The organism is Rahnella inusitata, from assembly GCF_018288855.1.
In the GTDB taxonomy this organism is placed as follows: domain Bacteria; phylum Pseudomonadota; class Gammaproteobacteria; order Enterobacterales; family Enterobacteriaceae; genus Rahnella; species Rahnella inusitata.
Map to the genome: position 1 here is coordinate 2,857,120 of NZ_CP065024.1, position 24,692 is coordinate 2,881,811.

The window sequence follows — 24,692 nt, forward strand, 5'->3', positions numbered from 1 at the left end:
GAAATGAATTATAAATAAGGAAAAAACATGAGCTATAAACAGTACATCCGTCTGGGCGCGATTATTCAGGGCGCATCAGGAAATATGTCCGCATGGCGACACCCTGACGCCGTGGCCGACGCCAGTATAAATATTCAGTTCTGTCAGCAATTAGCGCAAAAAGCCGAACAGGCAAAGTTTGATTTCTTATTTGTCGCCGATGGGCTGTTTATTACAGAGAAATCCATTCCGCATTTTCTCAACCGTTTTGAACCGATCACCCTGCTGTCGGCGCTGTCGTTAGTCACCCAAAAAATCGGGCTGGTGGCGACGCTTTCCACCTCTTACAGCGAGCCGTTTACCGTTGCACGCCAGTTCGCCAGCCTTGATCACCTGAGCGGCGGCCGTGCGGGCTGGAACGTGGTGACTTCTCCCCTGGAAGGCTCCGCCAAAAACTTCTCGCGCGATAAACACCCTGAACACGACGAGCGCTATCGCATCGCCAGCGAATATGTCAGCGTGGTGAAAGGCTTGTGGGATTCGTGGGAGAAAGATGCGTTCGTGCGTGACAAAGCCAGCGGCGAATTTTTTGCGGCGGATAAATTGCACACGCTCAATCACCACGGAAAATACTTCTCGGTGCAGGGTCCGCTGAACGTTGGCCGGTCACCGCAGGGGCGTCCGGTGGTGTTTCAGGCCGGAGCATCCGATCAGGGCAAAGCCTTTGCCGCCGAAGCCGCCGACGCGATCTATACCCGTCAGGAAACCCCCGAACTGGCACGTGAGTTCCGCGATGATGTCCGCCGTCAGTTGGTGGAAAATGGCCGCGATGCCGGGGATATCCGTGTGTTTCAGGGCATCAGCGTGATTATTGGTGACACCGTCACGGATGCCGAACGTCAGTATCAGGAAACGGCGCAGCTGGTAACGCTGAAAAGCGCGCTCGACTATCTTGGCCGCTACTTTGAGCATTACGATTTCAGCCAGCACGACCCGGATGCGCCGTTCCCGGACATCGGCGATCTCGGCCAAAACAGTTTCCGCAGCACCACCGATGAAATCAAACGCAATGCTCTCGAACGCGGGCTGACGCTGCGTCAGGCCGCACTGGAAGCCGCTACCCCGCGCCCGACGTTCTTCGGTACTGCCGAAGATATCGCCGACGGGCTGGAACACTGGTTCACCTCGGGGGCGACAGATGGCTTTATCGTTCGCGGGGGGACGCCGACGGCGTTTGATGATTTCGTGGAAACTGTCATTCCACTGCTCCAGCAGCGTGGGCTGTATCGTACTGAATATGAAGGGGAAACGTTGAGGGAGAATTTGGGGTTGAGGGAGCCGGAGAATCAGTTTGCAGCTGAAGCCGCTCTGGCTTAAGTTTCAATTCAATTTCAATTTCAAGACCTTGGGCTGCCGCCCAAACCGGCCTCAAGGGTGGTCTATCGCCACCCCCCTTGAGAATCCCGGGCTCTTTAAAACATGTGCCATGCATCCCGGCTATGTTTCAGGTATTTCTGCTATTGCCGCAAAATCCCGCCGCTGCGCGGTGCCCTCCGGTCGGGTTACAACCCGCGCAAAAAAATGCGCGGTTTTCCACCTCTTCCTCCGGCGTGATTTTTGAACGCGGCCAGCGCTTTTTTGGTCACAACTTCACCCACTCGGATCATTTCAAAAAAACCAAATACGTTGTGCAAACTTTCTTTTAGTTTTTTTAAAATCCTGAGATGGCGCGATCAAAAAATCCTGTTGAACGGAGCGGCCTGAAGACCAGAGGCTTCAGGACCGAGAGAAGGGACCGCGCAGGGAGTTAAGCGATCACTGCAATTGATAAACCGAAACATTCCCGGTCAAACTTTAAAAGCCGTTACAGCAGCGGCTTCTGCGCCAGACCAAGATTTCCCCTAAAATCCCCGCCTCCATACTCCGTATCAATCAGCCCTCTTTTCCTCAACTCCGGCAATAACCCGTTTATCAGCAAATCCTCCTGGTCCGGCTGCCCCAGCCCGTGCAGTGAAATGACATCCAGCACGCCTGCGCGGTAGCGTTCCTCGATGGCGTCGGCCAGCGTCTCCGGAGTTCCGGCGGTGAACCAGTGGCCGGTTTCCTGTGCCTGAATGATTAACTCCCGCAGCGTCAGACCCTGCAGGGCGAAACGCTTGAAGATTTCCGCACGTCCGCGCCGCCTGTTGACCTGCTCAATGTCGGGCAGCAACCGCAGCGGGATTGGCTGATCGAGAGCGAAATCACGCAGGTCAATCTCTCCGCCCAGCATGTCGGCAACTTTGAGACGTCCCTGCTCATAATCGATCCGCTCGTGCTTCTCGAAAAGACGCCGCGCCACATCAGACGGGCTTTCGCCGATGATCGAATGGAATGAGTTCATGATAAGTGGCCGGTTTTCACGGCGGCCAAAGGCATCGGCGTGATGATGCACACGTTCAACAAAACTTTTTGCGTCGTCGAGCGTCGGCTGCGAGGTGTAAATCACTTCGGCCAGTCTCGCGCCCAGCTTCAGCCCTTCTTCGGATTGCCCGGCCTGAAACTGCACCGGACGGTGCTGCGGCGGTGGCGGAACGTTCAGCGGCCCCTGTACGCGGAAGAAATCACCGTGATAGTCGATCGGGTGCAACTTACGTGGATCGATGCTGACCGAGCCGCTTTTATTGCGACGTACCGCGTCCGGCTGGTTGGCGTCAAATAAAGCGTTGATGACCTCAATGAATTCTGTCGCGCGGGCGTAGCGCACTTCGGGTGCGGGTAAGGTGATTTCACCAAAGTTCTCTTCGCCAACAGAGGACGTCACCGCGTTCCAGCCCGCGCGACCACCGCTGACGTGATCGAGCGTGCCGATCAGCCTCGCAAGATTATACGGGTGCTGAAACGTGGTGGAGACCGTGGCAATCAGCCCGATGTGCGAGGTGACCTGGCTCAGCGCCGCCAGTGTGATGAGCGGATCCTGACTGCCGGTTGAACCGGAAAGCCCGTCAGGATCGGCCTGCAATAAATCGGCGGTGAACAACCCGGTGATCTTCTCTTTTTCAGCGATTTTAGCCAGGGCGATGGCGCGGGTAATGCCGGTCCGGCGGTCTTCGTCGTTGGAGGCGTACACCACGCTCCCTGCCCCGACCAGCGTTTTCAGGCGACTGCGAGAGGTAATAGTCAATGGAATTCCTTAATTTTAGGCTTAATTTGAAGCTGAATTGGATGAACAACGTTTGCGTTAAAAATAGAGGTCAGGCGCAGTAAAGCCACGAAGAAAAAAGCATTTAGTTTCTCTAAAAAGGAATAAGCGCGGAGGAATAAACGCCTAAGTCATTTATTTTCTCTGGTAAGCAAATATTGTGATTTTACATACTGGCAACGCACCTTTAATAATCATTACGGGAATCACCCTTCCACATAACAGGACCGTGAATTTTATTCGTTTTATATATTCGAAAATTGTCTGGCTTATTACCTTAATGGGAAAAATATGAAAGTCTCCGTCGCCTCTCTTTCTGCTTTAACGCTGTTAGTCATGTCCTCCAGCCAGTCGCTGTACGCCGCTGAACAACCGCAGTCCGGCGGAACGCTCACCTGGGGCGTGGAAACCGAACCCAATACGCTCAACCCGCAGCTTAACGGCCAGTCGAAAGCCGAGCTTATCCTGCGCGTCGCCTATGAATCCCTGTTAGCGCGCAAGCCCGACGGCGGTTATATCCCGTGGCTGGCGACCGGTTATTCGGTCTCCGAAGATGGCAAAACCTATACCTTCACCCTGCGTGATGACGTGAAATTCTCTAACGGCGAGAAGCTCAACGCCAATGCCGTGGCGGAAAACTTCCGTCATGCGAAGGATCCGGCTTACTGCGCGGGTTCCAGTATCTGCGCGCTGGCGGGCCGCATTGAGAGCGTCGCCACACCAGACGAACACACTGTCAGCATTACGCTCAAACAGGTTTACAGCCCGTTTCTCTCCTTCGCCGCTGGCCTGAAGCTAATTTCGCCGTCTTCCTGGACCTCGCCGCAGCTCAAAGCGGGCGGTACGGATCTCGCCGGTACCGGCCCGTTCATTCTCAAACGCTACGAAAAAGGCCAGCAGATTGAATATGTGCGCAACCCGGATTACCACTGGGCGTCGGCCAATGCCAGACATCAGGGTCCGGCCTATCTCGAAGGCGTAACCTACCGCTTCCTGCCGGAATCCTCGGTGCGCACCGGCGCGCTGCTTTCCGGTCAGGTGGATGTGATTGAAGGCGTGTCCGGCAATGACGCCGGTGAATTCAAAGACAACGCTGATTTTTCCTATCAGCATGCCCTGAATACCGGCACGCCCTACTCGCTGTTTCTTAACGTGAAATATGGCCCGACGCAGGAAGTGAAAGTCCGTCAGGCGATTTTGCAGGGGCTGGATATTTCGCCAATCCTGCAATCAATTTATCGCGGTGAACGTACCCGCGTCTGGGGCATTACTTCACCGGTTGACCCGCTGTATGACGCCAGTCTGGTCAATAAATACGGCAACAATCCGACGCTCGCCAACCAGTTGCTGGATGAATCGGGCTGGAAAACCAAAGGCGCGGACGGCATCCGGACTAAAGACGGCAAGCCGCTGTCCATCGAGATTATTCAGGCGCAGGCGACGGTACGCGATCAGCGCGATGTGCTGTTGCAGGCCTTGCAGGCGCAGGCACGGCAGCGGCTGGGCATCGATTTAAAAATCCGTTATGTCGATTCCGGCACTTATACCGAAGTGCGTAAAACCGGGGAATTCGGCTCGATTGCCAACTCAAACACCGACACTGACGGCATCGATATCGAAAATCATTACCTGCCGGTTAACGCGGGAGGGGCTATCAACTACAGCCGCACCGATGCGCCGGAAATCATTCCGCTGCTAAAAGGCGCGTCACAAACGCTGGATAACACCGAACGCAAAACCTTCTACGGCCAGTTGCAGCATTTCGCCATTTTGCAGCAGGCGCTGGCCATCCCGTTGTATGAACCGGAAGACCAGATCGCGGCAGCATCTTACGTTCACGGGGTCGGTTTCCGTCCGTTTAAACAGATGCCGGAAAACGCCTACGACGTCTGGCTGAGCAAGCACTAAAGGAGTTATTCCATGACGGTTGAAAGTTCGTTTGGTTCACCACGGCTGCCTGACACTGCGCCGTCATGGCGATGGCGGATCCTCCGGCGGCTGCTGAGCGGCGCGCTGGTGCTCTGGGCGGCGGTGACGCTGTCCTTTATCAGCGTGTACCTCGCGCCGGGTGATATCGTCAGTTTACTGATGGGCGAACAGGTACAAACACCAGCGATTGAAGCGGCGATCCGCGCCGAATGGGGGCTGGATCAGCCGCTGTACATGCAATATCTGCACTATTTATGGCGCGTGATCCACGGTGATTTTGGTCGTTCGTACATGCTCAATACCGACGTCAGTTCACTGGTGCTGTCCCAGCTGTGGCCGACGCTCAAACTTACCGGTCTGGCGCTGGTGGTCAGCCTGGTGTTTGCCGTGCTGATGGCGGTGACCACCGCGCACCGTCGCTGGGGGCAGCGTGTCGCCGGTTCTGTCGAGCTGGTTCTGGCCTCAACGCCCTCCTTCTGGCTGGGGATCGTGCTGTTGTTTATCTTCAGCTTTACGTTGCGCTGGTTCCCGGTAGCGGGCGACCGCAGTTTTTCCTCGCTGGTGCTGCCGGCATTATCACTGGGTTTATCGCAGGGTGCCGTGGTGTCTCAGGTTCTGCGACGCGGGCTGGAAGACGCACTCGATGAACCCTTTGTGCTGACGCTGCGCGCCTGGGGATTGGGCAACGCCACCATCCGTTTACGCCATGCCCTGCGCCACGCAGCGCTGCCTGCGGTCACCCTCACCGGCTGGCTGATCGGCGGATTGCTCAGCGGCGCGGTGATCACCGAACAGGTCTTTGGCCGCCCCGGTCTGGGGAAAATCACCGTCGATGCAGTGCTGGGCAAAGATTTACCGGTGGTGCTGGCGGTGGCTATTTTTTCCGCACTGGTGTACGTGGTGCTGAGCACGCTGGTGGACGTTCTCTATTTATTCATCGACCCGCGCCTGCGCGATACTGACGGGGAAGAAAACTCATGAGCCAGACGATTGCCGCGTTGCGGTTTACACGCCGTTATTCCGCCGGTTATGTGCTGGCGGTGTTGTATCTCTTTCTGGTGGTGCTGGCGGTGATTTTCCCCGCGTGGCTTACCCATTACGATCCGCTGAATGCCGATCCGGTCAATGCGCAGCTGCCGCCCTCCGCTGAACACTGGCTGGGCACCGACCAGCTGGGGCGCGACGTGCTGGCGCGCATTATTTACGGCAGCCGTTATTCGCTGCTGATAAGCCTCGCGGCGATGGCCGTGGCGGTGAGCATCGGCAGCCTGCTCGGTTTGCTGGCCGGTCTGCTGAAAGGGCCGCTGGATGAACTGATCAGCCGCGCGACAGACGTCGTCTCCGCCTTCCCCGATTTGTTGCTGGCCCTGATGCTGATCGCCTTTACCGGCCCCGGCACCACCAATCTGATTTTTGCACTCGGCGTCGCTTCCGTACCGCGATTTACCCGCGTGGTGCGGGCGCAGACCTTCGTGGTGATGTCGTCGGGGTATGTGGAACAGGCGCGCACATTGGGCCTCAAACGTCATGTTTTGGTCTGGCGTCACGTTCTGCCTCATGCGATTGCCCATGTTCCGGCGCTGGCGACGCTCGGTTTAGGGACCGCGATTATCGGTACCGCCGGGCTGAGTTTTCTCGGCATGGGACCGCAGCCGCCAACCGCCGAATGGGGGCTGATGCTGGCCGAAGGGCGTAACTATCTTCGCAATGCCTGGTGGATCGGCGTCTGGCCGGGCGTGGCAATCACTCTGACCGTCATTTCGGTGAACACGCTGGGACGTTACTGGCAGGCTACTTTTGAAGGGAAACAACCATGAGCGGCGAACTTTTCATCGATATCCGTAATCTCTCGATCTTTTTCCCGTCGGCGGACGGCGAGAAAGCGGCAGTCAGCGGCCTGAATCTGCAACTAAAACGCGGGGAATCCCTCGCCTTTGTCGGCGAATCCGGCTCCGGAAAAACCGTCACCGCGCGCAGTTTGTTAGGTTTGCAGGATGCCAAAGCGCGCATCACCGCTGACAGGTTTGTGATCGACGGGCAAAGCATGCTCGGCGCCAGCCAGCGCCGCTGGCGCAAAATTCGCGGCAGCCAGATTGGCTACGTGTTGCAGGACGCGCTGGTGTCACTCGATCCGCTGCGCCAGATTGGTCAGCAGCTGCGCGACGCACTGACCGCCAACCGCAACGCCGACCTGCGTAAACTGAATGTACAGACCCTCGCGCTGCTCAAATCCGTCGGCATTCCCGATGCGCAAAACCGCCTGAGCACCTATCCGCATCAGCTCTCCGGCGGGCTGCGTCAGCGGGTGCTGATCGCCACCGCGCTGGCCGGTAATCCCGGTTTACTGATTGCAGATGAACCCACCACGGCGCTGGACATGACCGTGCAGAAACAGATTCTGGATCTGCTGCAACAGCGGCGCGACAAAGGTGAAAGCCTGCTGCTGATAAGCCATGATTTGTCGGTTGTCGGGCAACTGGCCGACCGGATACTGGTGATGCATCAGGGCAAGGTGGTTGAAGAAGGCACCGGCGAAAAACTGCTGAACGAGCCGGAGCATCCTTACACGCAACAACTGCTGGCCGCCGTACCCAGCCCCGCCACGCGCGGACTGCGCCTTTCCGGTCAGCGCGGCATTCCGCTGCCCGCCAAGAATATCTCGCACGATGTGCCGGTGCTGGAAGCAATAAACTTATCCAAACAGTACGCCGGTAAAACGGTGGTGAATAACGTCAGCCTGCGGCTTGCGGCGGGAGAAACGCTGGGGATCGTCGGGGAATCGGGTTCGGGCAAAACCACGGTCGCGCGCATGGTGCTCGGGCTGGTCGAGCCCGGCTCGGGGACCATCACTATTCAGGGGCGACGCTGGAGCCAGACGCCGGAATCTGAGCGGCGGCTGCAACGCAAAGGCATCCAGCTGATTGCGCAGGATCCGCTGAGTTCCTTCGATCCGCGCTATAACGTGGAAAAAATCATCGGAGAGAGTCTGGACAGCGTCGGGGTTTATGGCGATGAACGCCAGAAACGTATCCGTCAGCTGCTGGAGGAAGTGCAGCTCGGCGCGGGTTTCCTGCGGCGTTATCCGCGTGATTTGTCCGGCGGACAGCGCCAGCGCATCGCCATCGCCCGCGCCTTTGCACCCAATCCGGCGCTTTTAGTGGCCGATGAACCGGTCAGCGCACTGGATGTCTCCATTCAGGCTCAGGTGCTGGATTTGCTGGCCGAGATGCAGGCGGAACACCGCACCGCCCTGCTGTTTATCTCACACGATTTAGGCGTGGTGCATCATCTGGCCGATCGCGTCGTGGTGATGAAAGACGGCAGCGTGGTGGAACACGGGCAGGTCGATGATGTCTTCCACCGGCCTGCCCATCCCTGGACGCAGCAGCTGATCAACTCGCTGCCGGTGATGGGATCAGCGCGCAGCCTGACGGCGGCGCTTTAGCCCTTTTCCCGCCACATACGCCAGCGAAGCGCACAGCAGGTAGTACATCAGACCGACAAACAGGAAAATCTCCGCCGGGTAAATTTGCACCCGGTTATTTACCTGTCCGGCGACGGTGGTCAGCTCCGGCACGTTGACGATAAACGCCAGCGAGGTATCTTTGACCAGCGCGATAAACAATCCCAGATACGACGGCAACAGATTCGGCCACGCCTGCGGCAAAAGGATATTGATGAGCACGCTGATTTTGCCAAGCCCCGATGCAATACCGGCTTCGGTTTGCCCGGCGGGTAAGGATTCAAGCCCCGAAAGCGTGGTGTGCATCACCGCCGCCGAGGTAAACCACGCCAGCGCCACAATTACCGTTAAGGGGCCTGGGATCGAACCGCCGAACACCACGGGCAGCAGGAAATAGAGCCAGAAGATGACAAAAATCAGCGGGATGCCGCGAATAAACGACGCCCACACAAACAGCACTTTGCGCGTCCAGCCGCCGAACCGCCATGCCAGCGCGGCCATCGCCACGCCCAGCAGCAGCGCCAGCACACCCGCCGAGACGGCCATGATAAGCGTCAGTAATACGCCGCCCGGTTCGCCGTCCGCCAGTCTTCCCCACAGCATGTAGGTGAAGTTATCCTGCAAAACCGACCAGTCAAATTCCATCTTTTGGCGTCTCCGTTAACATGCCCTGCGGCCGCCGCTGTGGCCGTTTCGGACCCAAAAGCGTCATCAGCGCGCCGAGGATCAGGCCGAGCGCCAGATACAGCAATGTCCCGATCGCAAACCCTTCGAACGCATGGGCGTTATAGCTTTCTATCTGGCTGACCTGATAGGTCAGTTCGGCAAAACCAATGCCGGTCGCCAGCGAGGAGAGCTTCATCAGATTGAGGTACTGGCCGGTGATCGGCTGCCACGCGTTGGTCAGCGCCTGCGGAAGCAGGATGGACTGTAGCAGCGCCCACCGGCTGAAGCCCTGCGAGACTGCTGCCTCCGTCTGGCCTTTCGGCACGGAGTTCAGCCCCGCCTGCACTTCCTCAACCAGAAACGCGGCGGTAAACAGCGCCAGCCCCCAGGCCGCGCACAAAAATTCCGGCGTCAGCCATGCGATATTGCCCGGAAACACCGCCCAGGGATGGTTATCGCCGATGTAAAAGCGCCAGGTTTGCGGCAGTGCGCCGTAGGCCGCGAAATACCAGAACAACAGCTGCACCAGCAGCGGCGTATTGCGAAAGACGGAGACAAACACCGACACGCCGCCGTGCGCCACGCGCGAGTTGCTCAGCCGCAGCGCCAGCAGCAATACCACCAGCAACGTGGCCAGCACGCTGCCGATAATACTGACGTACAGCGTGGTCAGAAAGCCGGAGATGATCCACTGCAACGGCTGCCCGGTGAGGACGCCCGCCCAGTCCGGATGCCAAATCATAACGTCGCCTCTTTTTCCGGATGTAGCGGGAACAACACCTTTTGCAGGAACCGCTGCGCACGCGGATGCTTTGGCCGCAGGAAAAACTCTTCCGGCGCGGCCTGCTCAAGAATTTCGCCGCCGTCCATAAAAATCACCCGGTCAGCGATTTCACGGGCAAAACTCATTTCGTGCGTCACCACAATCATCGTGATGCCGCTTTTCGCCAGCTCCTGCATCACCAGCAGCACTTCGCCGATCATTTCCGGGTCGAGCGCCGACGTCGGTTCATCAAACAAAATGATGTTCGGATCAGTCACCAGCGCCCTGGCGATCGCCACGCGTTGCTGCTGCCCGCCGGAGAGTTGCTCCGGATAATGCAGTGCTTTGTCGCGTAAACCGACGCGGGTCAGCAGCGCCAGCGCTTTTTCTCGCGCTTCGCTTTTCTTCCAGCCATGCACTTTGATCAGCGCCAGACTGACGTTGTCCTGCGCAGTGAGGTGGGCGTAAAGGTTGAACTGCTGGAACACGAAGCCGATGTGCGTGCGCAACTGGCGCAGCGCCGCGCCGCTGAGGTTGCGGGTGGGCTGCTGATCAATAAGGATTTCCCCGCTGCTGACGGTTTCCAGCTGGTTGATGAGGCGGATCAGCGTCGATTTTCCGGAGCCGGAAGGCCCGCAGACCGCCACCACTTCCCCGCTCGCGACCTGTAAATCGACATGGCGGATCACCTCGTGATGACCAAAGGCTTTGCTGACCTGCCGGAATTCCACCGCGACGGTTTTGTCAGGCGATGGATGTGAAAAAACCGCAGACGCCGCTGCGGTTGATAAAGTGTCTTGTTGCATGTGCCTGCCCTGAGTCAGTGACGCTTATTTCGCTTCAATCTTGAACAGACGCGGCTGCGGAGACTTAGTCTGCGGACCGAACCAGACGTTATAAATACTCACCGCCTGCCCGTTTTTCTCCAGATTCAGCAGCTCGTCATTCACCACTTTCAGCAGGCTGGTTTCGCCTTTTTTCACGCCAACGCCGATCTCTTCTTTGCTCAGCAATTCAGGTAAAACTTTATACTTGGCTTTGTCCGGCGCGCCGTCCAGCAATCCGGCCAGAATGGTGCTGTCCTGGGTGATCGCCTGCACGTTACCGTTACGCAACGCCGACAGCGCCAGAGGGATGTCGTCATACGACAGCACGCGCGACTGCGGGAAGCGGTTATGCAATTCCTGCTCGCCGGTGGTGCCTTTCACCGCGCCGATACGCGCCGTGGCGTAAGCATCCAGCTTATCCGGTGAACCGGCTGGCACCAGGAACTGCTGACCGGTGACGAAGTAAGGAATAGAGAAATCGACCACTTTCGCGCGCTCCGGCGTGATAGTGATATCTGCAACGATCAGATCCGCTTTACCGGACTGCAACAGCGGAATACGGTTGGCCGGGTTGGTCGGCACCAGCTGAAGTTTCACGCCCAGCGTTTTCGCCAGGGCTTTAGCAAAATCGACGTCATAACCGACGATGTCATGAGTTTTGGCATCAACAGAACCAAACGGCGGATTGGAATCGAAAGTCGCCACTTTTACCACACCGGCTTTTTTGATATCCGCCAGTTGGTCCGCGTGGGCAGCAAAAGTGGTGATGCTGGTCAGCGCCAGAAAAAGACCGGCGGAAAGCGTGCTTTTCTTGAAGTTTAAAACGGCCATAGTTTTTCCTTATAAGTAGTCTTAAGAGGGCTCACGCCCTAAATATTCAACCTGACGGTAAATAGTGTTTTTCTTTTGTGGGTCAGAGAATTGCATAAGGAGACGAGCGGCTGCTACGAATATAAAAGTATAAATATGGGTGGAATCGATATAAGGAAAAATGATGGATAAATGGGTGGGCTTGAGGTCAAGGTCGTGGACGACGGACCACACCAGACTAAGGGGCGTAAACGCGCCCTCAATAATCCTGCGTTATCCCCTGCTGTTGATAGCGCAGGCCGCCCATCACGAATGATTATCATTTAATAATCCACATCCCGAAATTTTATGCGTAATATAGGCATCGCCGCCACCATCCCAGAGAATCACGTGCCTGCTTTCGAGAAGTATTACACTGAATTATATCGGTTTATAAACCGGAAGTTGCGTGACCGTGAACATGCAGAAGACATGGCGCAGGAAACCTTCATCCGGGCGCTGACGGTCACCGCGCCTGTCCGCTCGCACCGCAGTCTGCTGTATCGCATCGCTAAAAATTTACTGGTCGATCACTATCGTCGCCCGGACATTTCATCCACTGATGCCTCGGAAGAAACGGATGCTGAGCATTTTGCTGCGCCCTCTTATCTTCAGCCTTACGAATTAATTGAAGAAAATCAGTATACTGAGCTGATGACTAACACTATAGAAGCCTTGCCGCCGCGATGTCGCGAAGCCTTTATCCTGCATCGCTTTGACGGGCTGTCGCAAAAAGACGTCGCCCGCCAGATGGGGATTTCTACCAACATGGTAGAGAAGCATATTATTCGCGCCATGATGGCCTGCCGGACCAGTAATGACCTCTGGCAGCAGGAGCACAGCGGAAGGAACGCCAGCCACAAAAATAAGGATGGCCGCGATGAATAGCGCCATTAACGAGCTAATGTCGCCGGAAGAACAGGCCGTACGCTGGCTGACCCGGCAGCAGGACGGATTGTCCACCCGCGAGCAGCGGGAGTTTACCGCGTGGCTGGCGCAGGCGGATAACGCCGCGCACTATGCGTCCACGCAGCAGTTGTGGCAGCGTGTCGGGGAACTGCCGCAGGAAAACGTGTCGCGTTTGCGGGCTTCATTGCCTGCTGCGCCGCGAAAAATTCCACGCCGCGCCTTCTGGCAAAGTGCCGGTCTGGCCGCCTTACTGTGCGCTGTGCTGATCTGGCCAGCGTGGCAGATGTTCGCGCCACCGGTCATGACAACCGAACTGCATACAGGCCGCGGTGAATCTCAGCAGATCACCCTGCCCGACGGCACCGTGCTGAGCCTCGATGCCGAAACGCAATTGCAGGTCGTTTATTACCCGCAGCGGCGCGAAGTCACCCTGAGCAAAGGCCAGGTCTGGTTTCAGGTTCAGCATCTGGAAGATAAGCCGTTTGTGGTGCTGAGCGGCCCGTCGCGGGTGACCGTGCTGGGCACCCAGTTCAGCTTGCGCTATATCCCGCAATCGATGAGCGGTGAGGGTATCGACGTGGCGGTCAGCAGCGGAGCGGTGCGCGTTGGTCCGCGCGCCTGGCTGGAGAATCTCCGCTGGCGGGCCATGGCGCGGCTGGATATGAACGGCCATGACCGGCATCTGCTGGTACTGCGCGCCACCCAGCGGGTGACCAGCGATGCCCGCGGTAACCTGACCCGTCAGCAATCGCTCGCGCCGGACGCTGTCGCTGGCTGGCGGCAGTCGCGCATTAATTTCGACAACACACCGCTAAATCTGGCACTGGCTGAGTTCTCCCGCTACGGTGACGTGCCTTACACCCCGGCCTCCGCGGACGTTGCTGCCCTGCGCGTCAGCGGCAGTTTCAACGTACATCGCCCGGACAGCTTTGCCCAGGCGCTGCCAAAAGTGCTGCCGGTGAAAATCACTACGCAGGGGGGCGAAACGCAGATCCAGAAGCGCTGACCGGCCCCGGTAAAAAAAAAGTAAAAATATTCATAAGACGACGTCAGGGTTTTGGCGTCCGTCACGTCTTCAGAAAGGATAATGATTCTTATTTGATTTATTTCTGGGGAAAATTGCATGACCATGTTTACTTTTTATCAGGGTGCCCGCGTTAAATCTGGCCTTGCCGTACTGGCGTTAGGCATCGGTTCACCGTTCGCCCTGGCGCACGCCGCCGCTCTTCAGATCTCCCTTCCGGCACAGCCGCTGATCAAGTCGCTGAATGCGCTGTCGCAGCAGGCCGGTGTTCAGCTGATTGCCGCCCCTGACGCCGTTGCCAATAAAAACGCGCCCGCCCTGCAGGGCGATATGACGCTGGAAGCCGCGCTGGCCCGCCTGTTAGGCGGCAGCGGTTTAGGTTACAGCATCGAAAATGGCACCGTGGTGGTCGCGCCGCAGCCTGCCGGAGCCGATACCCTGACCGTCACCGGGCAATCCAGTCCCTATTCCAGTGTGCCGCAGCAAACCAGCTCCGCCACCAAAACAGACACGCCGCTGCTGGAAGTACCACAGTCGGTCTCGGTCGTGACCCGTGAACGCATGGATCAGCAGAACGTGCAAAGCGTCACTGAAGCGCTGCGTTATGTGCCGGGCGTCAAAACCGAAACCTACGGCGTCGACCCTAAAGGGTATGACTGGATTTACATCCGCGGATTCAACGCCCTGACGACCAATGATTATCGCGACGGTCTGCGCCAGCTCAACAACAGTTACAGCTATTTCCGCACCGAACCCTATGCGCTGGAGCGCATTGATATCGTGCGCGGGCCATCGTCCACCTTGTTTGGGCTGGGTGATGCGGGCGGGATCGTTAACCGCGTCAGCAAACTGCCGTCCGCACAGGGCGTGCATGATGTGGAACTGGAACTGGGTAATTTCAACCGCCGTCAGGCGCAGTTCGATATGAGCGACAAAATTGACGACGACAGCCATTATCTGTATCGCGTTATCGGCGTTGCCCGCGATAGCGATACGCAGTTTCAGTATCGCGACGGCCCGGATGTGGAAGACAACCGCGTGTACCTCGCGCCCTCTTTTACCTGGTTACCGGATGCCGACACCAGCCTGACCGTGCGTGCAGATTATCTGCGTGACACTTCCGGCGGCACCATCGCCGTACTGACCAAACCGGGCGGAAAGGTCACCGATACCCTGCTGGGCGATTACAACTACAACCGTTTTCGTCAGGAGCAGTTTACCCTGGGCTATGAGCTGAGCCATCAGTTCAACGATATGTTCCAGTTCCGCCAGAATGTGCGTTACGGGCAAACCGATACCATTTTGAATAACCTGCTGCCCGGCTCGGTGAATTTCACCACGGGCACGGTGTCGCGCAACGCGATTCGTTTCGATGAACACATGAACGCGTTCAATATCGATAACCAGTTGCAGGCCGATTTCTCTACCGCCTCCGTCACGCACCGCCTGTTAACCGGACTGGATTACAGCCGTCTTGACGGCAACGCCAAACGCTTCGGCGCGGTTGCTCCGTCTCTGGATATCTACAATCCGGTGTACGGCATGAATATCGCCGATCCGACCTACGCCCTGAACAATAATGACCAGACCACCGCGCAACTCGGCTTGTATATGCAGGATCAGATTTCACTGACGCCAAAATGGCTGCTGACCCTGGGCGGTCGCCACGATGACATCAGTATGCGCACGCAAAATAATCTGAATGATAGCACCAGCTGGCTGGATAAAAGCGCCTGGACCGGTCGCGCCGGGCTGACCTATCTGGCCGACAACGGCCTCGCGCCGTACATCAGCTATGCCGAATCGTTCGTACCCAACAGCGGCACCGACAGCAAAAACCGCACGTTCGATCCCAGCAAGGCGCACCAGTATGAACTCGGGGTGAAATATCAGCCGGACGCCAGCATGCTGCTGACGCTCGCCGCGTTTGATATCACCAAAAGCAACGTGCTGACCAACGAGATTGTCAACAACCTGATCACCGGTTATCAGGTGGCCTCCGGTGAAGTCCGCTCACGCGGGATCGAGGCCGAAAGCACGGTGAAACTGACGCAAAATCTCGATGTGCTGGCGTCGTACACCTATACAGAAACCGAAATCACCGCCAGTAATAATGGCGATCGCGGTAACGAGCAGGCCAACGTGCCGAAACATATGGCCTCAACCTGGCTGAATTACGGGTTTCATCAGGGCGTACTGGACGGCTTGATGCTAAGCACCGGTGTACGGTATGTCGGCAGTATGTATGGCGATAACGCCAATACTGTGCCGGTGAAAAACTTTGCACTGGTCGATGCAGGCGCGAAATATCAGGTGAATAAGCATGTTGCGGTGGGATTCAACATTCAGAACCTGCTGGATCATGACTATGTCGGCACCTGTGACGACGACACCAGCTGCTATCCGGGGCAAGAGCGCACGTTCATCGGCTCACTGAAATACAGCTTCTGATGTCAGGTCTGTTACTCAGTCGTCGTAACTGCCTGAAGGCGTTGCTGGCGCTGCCGTTGCTCAATGCACCGGCGGCGCTGGCCACCGCATCAGCGCACCGCATCGTCGCCATTAACTGGCTGGCCGCAGAGGCGTTGCTGTCGCTGGGCATTCTCCCTCTGGCGGTCTCCGACGGCGGCTATTTTCGCCGTCGCATCGCCATGCCCGTTTTACCGGCAACGGTTCAGGATATCGGCCCGTATTGGGAGCCGAATATCGAGATGATCGCCGCGCTCAGGCCGACGCTTATCCTGAGCGATATGCTCGCCCCCGCAATTCAGGACAGCCTGCGCCGCATTGCGCCGGTGCAGGTGGTTCCGGTCTATCCGCCCGCCGGTCCCCTCTGGCCGACGTTACTGGCCTTTTACCGCAGTCTGGGGCGACAACTCGGTGTAACGGCAAAAGTTGAGCAGCTTATCAACCACGCTAATCACGCCATCGCGCAATACAAACAACAGCTTAAACAGGCCGAAGGACAGCGGGTGCTGGTCGTCGTGCGCAGTCAGGACGGTAAATTCGTCACGGTCTACGGTGCGAACAGCCTGCCCGATGCGCTCCTCACGCAGCTCGGATTGCGCAATGCCTGGACGCTGCCGGTGGGCGCGATGGGAACAGCCAACGTCGGCGTCGAGAGGTTGTTTTCCCTGCAGGCGGACTGGCTGTTTTACACCGAGTTGCCGACCACGCTGACCCGCGTTTCCCGCCTGCGCCAGCCTGACGGCCTGTGGCAGCAACTGCCGCTGGTGGCCGCTGGCCGCGCGCGAGAACTTTCGCACTTCTTCCCGTTTGGCGGGCTCGCCACCGCCGTCAGTCTGGCGCAGCACATTGCGGCGGCGCCCGGAGAGGGTAATCGCCATGCATAAACCTTCCCGCTCTGTGTTTCCATGGCTTTTCGCCCTGTTGCTGATGCTGATATGCGCGTTTTTGCTGTTCAGTAATCTTTCGCGGCTCCAGCATAACTCCGGGTCCACGGCCAGTCTGCTGATGCACTACAGTTTTCTGCCGCGTCTGGCGATCGGCATCCTTAGCGGAATGGCGCTGGCGCTGGCGGGACTGCTGTTTCAGCAGGTCCTGCGTAATCCTCTGGCGGAACCGGCGACGCTCGGCATTGCCGCCGGTGCCAATCTGGCGATGTCTGCCAGCATCATTGTGTTCCCCGGCCTGCTGGTGTTCGGCCTCACGAACCTGGCGCTGGCGGGTGCCGCGCTGACCGCGCTGTTGCTCTATTTTCTGATTGCCCGCCAGGGGCTGGATCCGCTGAAAGTGATCCTCACCGGCATGGTGATCAGCCTCTACGGCAACGCCATCAACACGCTGATGGTGCTGTTCAATCACGATTATCTTAGCGATTTATTCAGCTGGCAGGCCGGTTCCCTCAGCCAGAGCGGCTGGCAGCCGACGCAGTTTTTGCTGCTGCCGGTGCTGGCGCTGATAGCGATGAGCGCCCTGCTGGCCAGGCCACTGATGCTCATCGGGATCTCAGACCAAAATGCCGGTGCGCTGGGCGTGCCGGTGGTGAAAGTGAGGATCGCCACCCTTGCCGTCGCCGTGGCGCTCAGCGCGCTGGTGACCAGCCAGATCGGGATCATTGGCTTTATCGGACTGGCCGCGCCAGCGCTTATCCGCCTGACCGGTGTTCGCTCGTTCCGGTTGCAGCTGCTGTTTGTGCCGCCGTGCGGCGCGTTGTTGCTGACGCTTGTCGATCAGCTGGCGCAGTTTCTCTCGCCTGCCGGAGGAGATTTGCCGACCGGAGCACTTTCGGGGTTACTCAGTGCGCCGCTGATGCTGATTTTGTTGTTCCGCCAGCGCAATCCGCTGATCACGCCCTCGCCTTTCGGCGCGCAGTCCGCCAGAGTGCTGACACGGGCACATCTGACAGCGCTGGTGCTTATCCTCACCGGCGGCATCGCCGTCTCGCTGTTCCTCAACCGGTCGCCGGAGGCATCCGCGTTCTGGCCGCTTTTGGAATGGCGCTGGCCGCGAATGCTCGGGGCGCTCAGCGCAGGCGCGATGCTGGCGGTAGCGGGCGTGCTGATCCAGCGCCAGAGCGGCAATCCCCTTGCCAGCCCGGAGCTTCTCGGTATCAGCAGCGGTGCTTCGCTGATGGTGGTACTGATGGTCATTCTGCTCAATCAGCCGCTCTCGGCTCTTTTTCCGGCGGCGCTGGCGGGCAGTTTACTGGCGACGTGCCTGCTGTTTATATTCGGACTGCGGTCGCGCTTTCAGCCACAGTCCATGGTGATGGTCGGGCTGTGTCTCACCAACCTGAGCATGGCGCTGAGCATGTTGCTGCTGATGAGCGGCGATCCACGCGCGATGATGCTGCTCAACTGGAGTACTGGCTCCACGGCGGGCATCACGGCAAATCGCGCATTATGGGGTGCGGCGCAGGCGCTGGTGCTTATCCCGCTGGCGTTGCTGCTGCACCGCTGGGTGCAACTGCTCAGCCTGGGACACCCCACCGCACGGGCACTGGGCATCGGGCTGCGGCGCAGCAATATGCTGATTTTACTGCTCGCGGCGGCGCTGACGGCGGGTGGCACGTTACTTATCGGCCCGCTGAGTTTTGTCGGGCTGATCGCACCGCAGCTGGCGCGCTACAGCGGTGCGTTCCATTTCCGTTCGCAGTGCCTGGTCGCGGCACTGTATGGGGGGTTGCTGATGGTGACAGCCGACTGGCTCGGTCGTAACATCGCCTGGCCCTGGCCGGTTTCCGCCGGACTGCTCTGCGCACTGATCGGCGCACCGTGGTTTTTATGGCTGCTGATGAAATCGGGGGGAAACAGGGACAGGTTTTAGAAAAATGCACAGACCCCGGCAGCCGGGGTCTGCCGACGTCAGTCGGCTTAAACTTCCAACGGTTTTCCGCTCACTTCGCCCGGTTCTTCAAACACTTCACCTGATAACAGGCCGATAATCATCATCACCACCGTCGCCATAAAATACCCGTGATCGTCAGACGCCGGTGCGAAAAAAGCGGTCAGGCGCGGGCGACAAGAAATATCGTACTCGCCGCCAGCGCGGAAATACCCAATACGTCGGTATAAAAATAGTTAATAAAGGAACCGACTAAACCGAAACTAAAACACTGCCCCAACCCGTAACCAAAATAAGACCCTAATTCCCTGGAAGGGATTTTCATTGAAATCATCATTATTCATTGCCTCGCACATCCCTGTGCTGCCTGTTAAGAAGGATTATTTCATGCGTGTTAAACGGCGGACCAGATCCATTTCGGCACGACGGAATGGAATACCGTACTCATCCAGCACATCGTGGAACCAGAGATGGGCATAATCATGATTACCCTTACGCACCACCGGCCACGGCAGCGTGGTCTGGGTTTTACCGCGCACCAGCCCCCACTGATAGCAACCGGCGTTGAATGCGCAGAACAGCGGCAGTTGCTCTTCGAAAACGCTGCCTACATGACGCGCCAGCCATTCGGTGCACAGCATCGGACGATTGAATTTTTGCCAGAAACGCAGCGCCTGAAGCAGTTTCGGCGTCGCCACATAGGCGTGGAAACTGATGATGTCCGAGAGTTCTGCCGCCGCGACGTCTATCGGATGGGTGAAAAATTCACTTTCCGGCTGATCCAGATCCTGTGAGAAATGCCATGCACCGACGGTCAGCGGTGCGACAGGATCTTCCTCCCTAGCCCACACAAACGCCTGGCGCATCAGCTCCAGCGCGAAAACTTCCAGCTTTTCGTCATACAACACTTCTTCCAGCCCGGTGGCGAAAGTGCCGCGATTCCCCGGTTCGTTGTACAAATCCCAAATCGAAATGCGCGGATCGGTGCGGAAATGGCGGATCACGTCACGTACATACCGTTCCACTTCCGGCCACATGTCGCGATTGCACACCACATCGCGCCCCGGACTGGCTGCCGCCTGACTGTTATGCTTGCCCGGTTCCGGCGCTTTTTGCGGCCCGAGGAAAGGCTCATCACCGGAGAAGCCGCAGTCATCCATCAGCGTCAACATGACTGCTATCTGATGTTTATCGGCGAGGCTCAGAAACTGTTCAATGCGTGCCAGCAAACCATCGCGATCCGCCTGCCAGACAATAAACGGCAGATTAATACGCAGCTGGTTATACCCCGCCGCGTGCGCCCAGCTGAGCTCCTGATCGATAGTCGGCACGTCAAACGTTTCTTTCTGCCAGAGTTCCGTCCAGTTAACGGCCGTGCGCGGCAGATAGTTGAATCCGCAAATCCAGCCTTGATGTTTTCCCCATTCAGCCGCCTGCTGCTGGCTCCACTGCTCTTTCATGGTGATCTCCTGTTCGTTTTAAGAGGTAAAATGCAACAACTAATATTATTAGCTAATTTTTATTATCTATCTGCATTGGCTGCAAATCGCACGTTCAGGTTATGCAATTCGGATCACACTCTTTTTAAGCAACGCATGCGGCGGTCTGGCAAAATACGGGCTGTGATATAGTGCAAAGGAAGAGAAAAATGGGCGACGGGAAAAGGGAAATGGAGAAGAAAAACAAAGTGACGATGAGTGATATCGCGCGGGAAGCAGGCGTTTCCCAGGCGACGGTTTCACTGATATTAAACAACTCACGTTCCATAAAACTCAGCGAAGAAACCCGTCAGCGGGTGATCAGCACCGCCCTGACCCTTGGGTATAAAAAAATGCCCGCGCCGCATCGCGATAACGGTCATGAGGAGATAGCCCTGCTGATTAACGCTATGCCGAGTTACGATCCCTTTGTCGATGCTCTGAGTGAAGCCCGCGAAGCGGCGTGGCGCCACGATACGCTGCTGACCCTCTATGATTACGGTGATGATCCGGAGCTGGCGGTGCGCATTATCCATCAGCTGAGTCAGCGTCGCTGTGCCGGTATTATCATCGCGTCGCCGGTGACGCAGGCGATTGATTTTTCATTTTTTGCCCATCAGACTGAGCTTCCCGTCGTGCTGCTGAATGTTTACGACCGCGCTTTCCCGCTACTGCCCACCTTCCTGCCTGACGACCGCGCCAACGCTTTGCAGATAACCCGCCATCTTATTGATCAGGGAGCAACCCGTATCGCCCACATCATGGGCGATCACTGGATGGAGGCGTGCGAAATGCGCCTCGAAGGCTATCGTCAGGCATTGTTACAGGCCGGAATGCCCTTTGATGAACAACGGGTGATGGCCACCAACTGGTCGCTGAACGAAACTTATCAAGCCACGCTGGCCCTGATGAAACTCCCCGAACCGCCCGATGCTATTTTCTGTTCCAGCGACTGGATGACCCTGGGCTGTTATCAGGCACTGACCGAACTTCATCTGCGCATTCCGCAAGACATTCTGGTGGCCGGATACGACGATCAGCGCATCGCCGATCAAATGACGCCGAAACTGACCAGCGTACAGCTGCCGTATATCGAACTGGGACGAATGGCGGTGGAGTATATTTGTTCCGGCGAAGACGCCGCCACACGCGTTCGGATGGCCGGAAGACTGAAGTTGCGGGCGAGTACGGCGGTTTAAAAACCTCGCCTTTCTGCTGAAAAAAGCGGAGCTTTTTAAAATGAGTTTTCCCGGTTGCAGCCATTACTGCATGACCAGAATTAGTGTGAAATAGTAACAGGCAGACCGGCATAACCCCGGCCTGCTTATTCACTGTATTCCTTACGCCAAATCCCCGCCGTTACTGGCAATGACCTTTTTATACCACCAGAACGATTGCTTCCTTTTTCTGTCCAGCGTGCCGTTTCCGCTGTCGTCGCGATCGACATAAACAAAGCCGTAGCGTTTGCTCATTTCGCCGGTGGAGGCAGAAACCAGATCGATGCATCCCCAGGAGGTATAGCCGATGACAGGAATACCGTCCCTGATCGCTTCGCCCATGGCATGGATGTGTTCGCGCAGGTAGCTGATACGGTAATCATCAATGATTTCGCCCTGTGCGTTAATCTCATCTTTCGCGCCAAGGCCGTTTTCAACCAGGAACAGCGGTTTCTGGTAGCGGTCATACATCATATTCATGGTGATGCGCAGGCCGAGTGGATCGATCCCCCAGCCCCATTCACTGACTTCGATGTGCGGGTTTTTCAGCGATTTAACGATATTGGCCGCGCTGCTGTTGTTGTCATTCATATCCGCCGAGGCGCAGCGGGAGGCGTAATAGCTGAATGACACAAAGTCGACGGTGTTTTTGAGGATCTGGTCGTCGCCCGCTTCTTTGACAATGACGATACCCTTCTCAGCGAACACGCGTTTTGTATAAGACGGGTACGCGCCGCGTGCCTGTACGTCGATGAAAAACAGATTCTCGCGGTCTTTTTGCAACGCCGCCCAGACATCTTCCGGTTTGCAGGTGCGCGGATAAAAATTACCGCCTGCTAACATACAGCCGACCTGATTTTCAGGGTTCACTTCATGGGCGATTTTGGTGGCCAGTGCGCTGGCGACAAGCTCGTGATGTGCGGCCTGATATTTGACCTGCTCCTGATCCTCACCCTCTTCGAACACCAGACCCGCGCCGGAGAACGGGCTGTGCAACAGGATATTGATTTCATTGAACGTCAGCCAGTACTTCACTAATCCGTCGAAGGCTTCAAAACAGGTGCGCGCATAGCGGGCGAAAAACTCGACCATTTTGCGGTTGCGCCATGAGCCGTACTCAACCACCAGATGCATCGGGACATCGAAATGGCACAGGGTCACCAGCGGTTCGATGCCGTATTTTTTACATTCGGCAAAGACGTCGCGGTAAAAGGCGATACCCTCCGCGTTTGGCGTCACCTCGTCACCGTTCGGATACAGGCGGCTCCAGGCAATCGAGGTTCTGAACACGGTGAACCCCATTTCGGCCATCAGCGCGATGTCTTCTTTATAACGATGGTAAAAATCAATTGCCTGATGGCTCGGGTAGAACTCGTCTTCTTTGAGCTGAAAACGCTTTTCCTGCCCGGTTTTCACCGCCAGACGGTGCGCGCCGTGCGGTATCATGTCCACCGTCGTCAGGCCCTTTCCGCCTTCAAAACTGGCGCCTTCGGCCTGATTGGCGGCAATCGCGCCGCCCCATAAGAAACCGTCAGGGAATGGTGATGCTGCCATGAGAAAGTCCTCTTCTGTCTTCAATGTGTTTTTACTGCACTTTGCGCAGCGGCAAAGGGTGTGGAAATCGCGGCATCTGTTGCCTGGTCTTCTTTCGGCTGCGGCGTTTCGACCGGAATATCTTCAAAACCCAGCAGCAGCGTGGTGAAGAAGGAAATCACAATTGCCAGAATCATCACGCCAAATACCCAGACGATGCTCATCGGATTCGACGGGTCGAAGAACTGCACGCTGGTAAACAGCCCCGGTGACGCCATCGAATGGCTGGCAAGCCCGCCGAGACCGGCGACGCCGCCGCAGATAAATCCGCTGATGAGACAGGCGATCAGCGGGCGTTTAAGGCGCAACGCGACGCCGTACAGTGCCGGTTCTGAAATCCCGGCAATGATCGCCGAAGCCGCGGCGGCCAGAGCGGTCTGGCGCAGTTCGGGATTTTTAGTACGCCATGCCACAGCCAGCGAGGAGCCGCCGAGGGACAGATTCGCACCAATTTCTGACGGCATCACCATGCCCTCTTTGCCGGTTTCGGCGATGGTCTGAATGATGGTTGGCGTAAACACGCGGTGCATGCCGGTCATCACCAGCAGCGGCCACGCCGCGCCCATGATGGCGACCGAGAGCCAGCCAAGATAGCTATGAACGGTATACACCACCGCCGAAATCCCGGTGCCGATCCAGATGCCCAGCGGGCCAATAATCACAATCGCGATCGGTGCGGCAATCAGCATGATCAGCATCGGTTTAAGGAAGTTTTTAGTCACTACCGGCGTAATGCGATCAACCCATTTCTCGATGTAGGACAGCAGCCACGTCATACACAGCGCAGGAATAACGGTGTAGGTATATTTCACCGCCGTAATGGAAATGCCGATGAACTCAACTTTTTGCCCCTGCGCGGCTTTGGCCATCAGATCGATAAATGCCGGATGCAGCAGTACCCCGGCGATCGCAATCGCCAGCGACATATTGGTTTTGAATTTGACCGCCGCCGAGGCCGCGACCATCACCGGCAGGAAGAAGAACGCGCCGTCGCCGATGGTGTTGAGGATCACCAGCGTTGATGCGCCCTTCTCGAAGACGCCCGTCATATCGAGGATCATCGCCAGCAGTTTGACCATTGAACCGCCGATGATCGCCGGGATCAGCGGGGACATCGTGCCGATCAGCGCGTCGAGAATGCCCGCACCTATGCGTCGTAACGTAAGTTTGCTTTTAACCGGCGCGCCGCTGGCGCCAGAGAGCCCTTCCGGCAACAGTTTAAGGACTTCGGCGTAGGCGTGAGACACGTTGTTGCCGACGATCACCTGACATTGTTGCTCATTGCGCACCACACCCATCACGCCGGTGATGGCTTTGAGTTTTTCGCCGTCAACCAGGGAGGCGTCGTTGAGAACAAAACGCAGACGGGTCATGCAGTGCGTAACCGCCGCGACGTTCCCTGCGCCGCCGATAGCACTGATAATCGACTGCGACATTGCTGCAAAATTCTTAGACATGAGGGTAACTCTCTCAGATTCATAGGGTTATGAACGATGCTGTTTGCGAA

Annotated in this window: 19 protein-coding genes and 1 pseudogene; 11 read left to right on the plus strand and 9 right to left on the minus strand. The window is 57.2% G+C overall.

Features of this window, described 5'->3' with window-relative positions; all coding sequences use genetic code 11:
• The first annotated feature begins 27 nt into the window (after nt 1–27).
• Nucleotides 28–1,356, plus strand: a complete 1,329-nt coding sequence (locus tag I2123_RS13335) for an LLM class flavin-dependent oxidoreductase (protein WP_213050682.1) — start codon at nt 28–30, stop codon at nt 1,354–1,356.
• 487 nt (nt 1,357–1,843) lie between these two features.
• Here I2123_RS13335 and I2123_RS13340 read toward each other — a convergent pair whose 3' ends face one another.
• Nucleotides 1,844–3,142, minus strand: coding sequence for an NtaA/DmoA family FMN-dependent monooxygenase (locus tag I2123_RS13340; RefSeq protein ID WP_213050683.1), 1,299 nt, complete (start codon nt 3,140–3,142; stop codon nt 1,844–1,846).
• A 309-nt stretch (nt 3,143–3,451) separates the two neighbouring features.
• Here I2123_RS13340 and I2123_RS13345 point away from each other — a divergent pair, with 309 nt between their 5' ends.
• The 4 genes from I2123_RS13345 to I2123_RS13360 are packed head-to-tail and all read left to right on the plus strand — an operon-like array spanning nt 3,452 to nt 8,534.
• Nucleotides 3,452–5,068 carry an ABC transporter substrate-binding protein gene (locus tag I2123_RS13345; protein WP_213050684.1) on the plus strand — a complete coding sequence of 539 codons (1,617 nt, stop codon included), beginning with the start codon at nt 3,452–3,454 and terminating at the stop codon, nt 5,066–5,068.
• 12 nt (nt 5,069–5,080) lie between these two features.
• The gene (locus I2123_RS13350) at nt 5,081–6,070 is read left to right on the plus strand and encodes an ABC transporter permease (RefSeq protein WP_112167666.1); all 990 of its coding nucleotides are present in this window, start codon (nt 5,081–5,083) and stop codon (nt 6,068–6,070) included.
• Nucleotides 6,067–6,906, plus strand: coding sequence for an ABC transporter permease (locus I2123_RS13355; RefSeq protein WP_112167665.1), 840 nt, complete (start codon nt 6,067–6,069; stop codon nt 6,904–6,906). Before I2123_RS13350 ends, I2123_RS13355 begins: the two co-directional genes overlap by 4 nt.
• Nucleotides 6,903–8,534 (plus strand): dipeptide ABC transporter ATP-binding protein, encoded by a 1,632-nt coding sequence (locus I2123_RS13360; RefSeq protein ID WP_213050685.1) that lies wholly within the window; start codon nt 6,903–6,905, stop codon nt 8,532–8,534. The genes I2123_RS13355 and I2123_RS13360 overlap by 4 nt, the downstream gene beginning before the upstream one ends.
• Here the strand turns inward: I2123_RS13360 and I2123_RS13365 are convergent.
• The 4 genes from I2123_RS13365 to I2123_RS13380 are packed head-to-tail and all read right to left on the minus strand — an operon-like array spanning nt 8,505 to nt 11,639.
• Entirely contained in the window at nt 8,505–9,197 is a 693-nt protein-coding gene (locus tag I2123_RS13365) for an amino acid ABC transporter permease (protein WP_112167663.1), read from the minus strand. The genes I2123_RS13360 and I2123_RS13365 overlap by 30 nt on opposite strands.
• Nucleotides 9,187–9,960, minus strand: a complete 774-nt coding sequence (locus tag I2123_RS13370) for an amino acid ABC transporter permease (protein WP_112167662.1) — start codon at nt 9,958–9,960, stop codon at nt 9,187–9,189. The genes I2123_RS13365 and I2123_RS13370 overlap by 11 nt, the downstream gene beginning before the upstream one ends.
• On the minus strand, nt 9,957–10,787 hold the full coding sequence (locus I2123_RS13375) for an amino acid ABC transporter ATP-binding protein (RefSeq protein WP_244879816.1): 831 nt from the start codon (nt 10,785–10,787) through the stop codon (nt 9,957–9,959). Before I2123_RS13375 ends, I2123_RS13370 begins: the two co-directional genes overlap by 4 nt.
• A 24-nt stretch (nt 10,788–10,811) precedes the next feature.
• Entirely contained in the window at nt 10,812–11,639 is an 828-nt protein-coding gene (locus I2123_RS13380; RefSeq protein ID WP_213050686.1) for an ABC transporter substrate-binding protein, read from the minus strand.
• Nucleotides 11,640–11,966: 327 nt separating this feature from the next.
• On the opposite strand from I2123_RS13380, the gene I2123_RS13385 reads away from it, so the two are divergent.
• The 5 genes from I2123_RS13385 (at nt 11,967) to fhuB (ending at nt 18,879) form a co-directional block, all read left to right on the plus strand.
• The gene (locus I2123_RS13385; protein ID WP_244207844.1) at nt 11,967–12,545 is read left to right on the plus strand and encodes an RNA polymerase sigma factor; all 579 of its coding nucleotides are present in this window, start codon (nt 11,967–11,969) and stop codon (nt 12,543–12,545) included.
• Nucleotides 12,538–13,572: a FecR family protein gene (locus I2123_RS13390; protein WP_213050687.1), complete on the plus strand. Its 1,035-nt coding sequence runs from the start codon at nt 12,538–12,540 to the stop codon at nt 13,570–13,572. The genes I2123_RS13385 and I2123_RS13390 overlap by 8 nt, the downstream gene beginning before the upstream one ends.
• Nucleotides 13,573–13,689: 117 nt before the next feature.
• A complete protein-coding gene (locus I2123_RS13395; RefSeq protein WP_213050688.1) occupies nt 13,690–16,041 on the plus strand; it encodes a TonB-dependent siderophore receptor in 2,352 nt (783 codons plus the stop codon).
• The gene (locus I2123_RS13400) at nt 16,041–16,943 is read left to right on the plus strand and encodes an ABC transporter substrate-binding protein (RefSeq protein WP_213050689.1); all 903 of its coding nucleotides are present in this window, start codon (nt 16,041–16,043) and stop codon (nt 16,941–16,943) included. The genes I2123_RS13395 and I2123_RS13400 overlap by 1 nt, the downstream gene beginning before the upstream one ends.
• Complete coding sequence (fhuB, locus tag I2123_RS13405) at nt 16,936–18,879, plus strand: Fe(3+)-hydroxamate ABC transporter permease FhuB (protein ID WP_213050690.1); 1,944 nt, start codon at nt 16,936–16,938, stop codon at nt 18,877–18,879. Before I2123_RS13400 ends, fhuB begins: the two co-directional genes overlap by 8 nt.
• Nucleotides 18,880–19,066: 187 nt before the next feature.
• Here fhuB and I2123_RS13410 read toward each other — a convergent pair.
• Both I2123_RS13410 and I2123_RS13415 read right to left on the minus strand, forming a co-directional pair.
• A pseudogene (locus tag I2123_RS13410) lies at nt 19,067–19,234 on the minus strand (MFS transporter); the annotation flags it as partial.
• Between the two features lie 43 nt (nt 19,235–19,277).
• Nucleotides 19,278–20,357, minus strand: coding sequence for a glycoside hydrolase 5 family protein (locus I2123_RS13415; protein WP_213050691.1), 1,080 nt, complete (start codon nt 20,355–20,357; stop codon nt 19,278–19,280).
• Nucleotides 20,358–20,566: 209 nt separating this feature from the next.
• On the opposite strand from I2123_RS13415, the gene I2123_RS13420 reads away from it, so the two are divergent.
• Nucleotides 20,567–21,574 carry a LacI family DNA-binding transcriptional regulator gene (locus I2123_RS13420; protein WP_213052514.1) on the plus strand — a complete coding sequence of 336 codons (1,008 nt, stop codon included), beginning with the start codon at nt 20,567–20,569 and terminating at the stop codon, nt 21,572–21,574.
• A gap of 141 nt (nt 21,575–21,715) precedes the next feature.
• Here the strand turns inward: I2123_RS13420 and I2123_RS13425 are convergent, their stop codons facing one another.
• Complete coding sequence (locus I2123_RS13425) at nt 21,716–23,146, minus strand: 6-phospho-beta-glucosidase (RefSeq protein ID WP_213050692.1); 1,431 nt, start codon at nt 23,144–23,146, stop codon at nt 21,716–21,718.
• 20 nt (nt 23,147–23,166) lie between these two features.
• The gene (gene ascF, locus I2123_RS13430; protein ID WP_213050693.1) at nt 23,167–24,642 is read right to left on the minus strand and encodes a PTS cellobiose/arbutin/salicin transporter subunit IIBC; all 1,476 of its coding nucleotides are present in this window, start codon (nt 24,640–24,642) and stop codon (nt 23,167–23,169) included.
• Nucleotides 24,643–24,692: the final 50 nt, after the last annotated feature.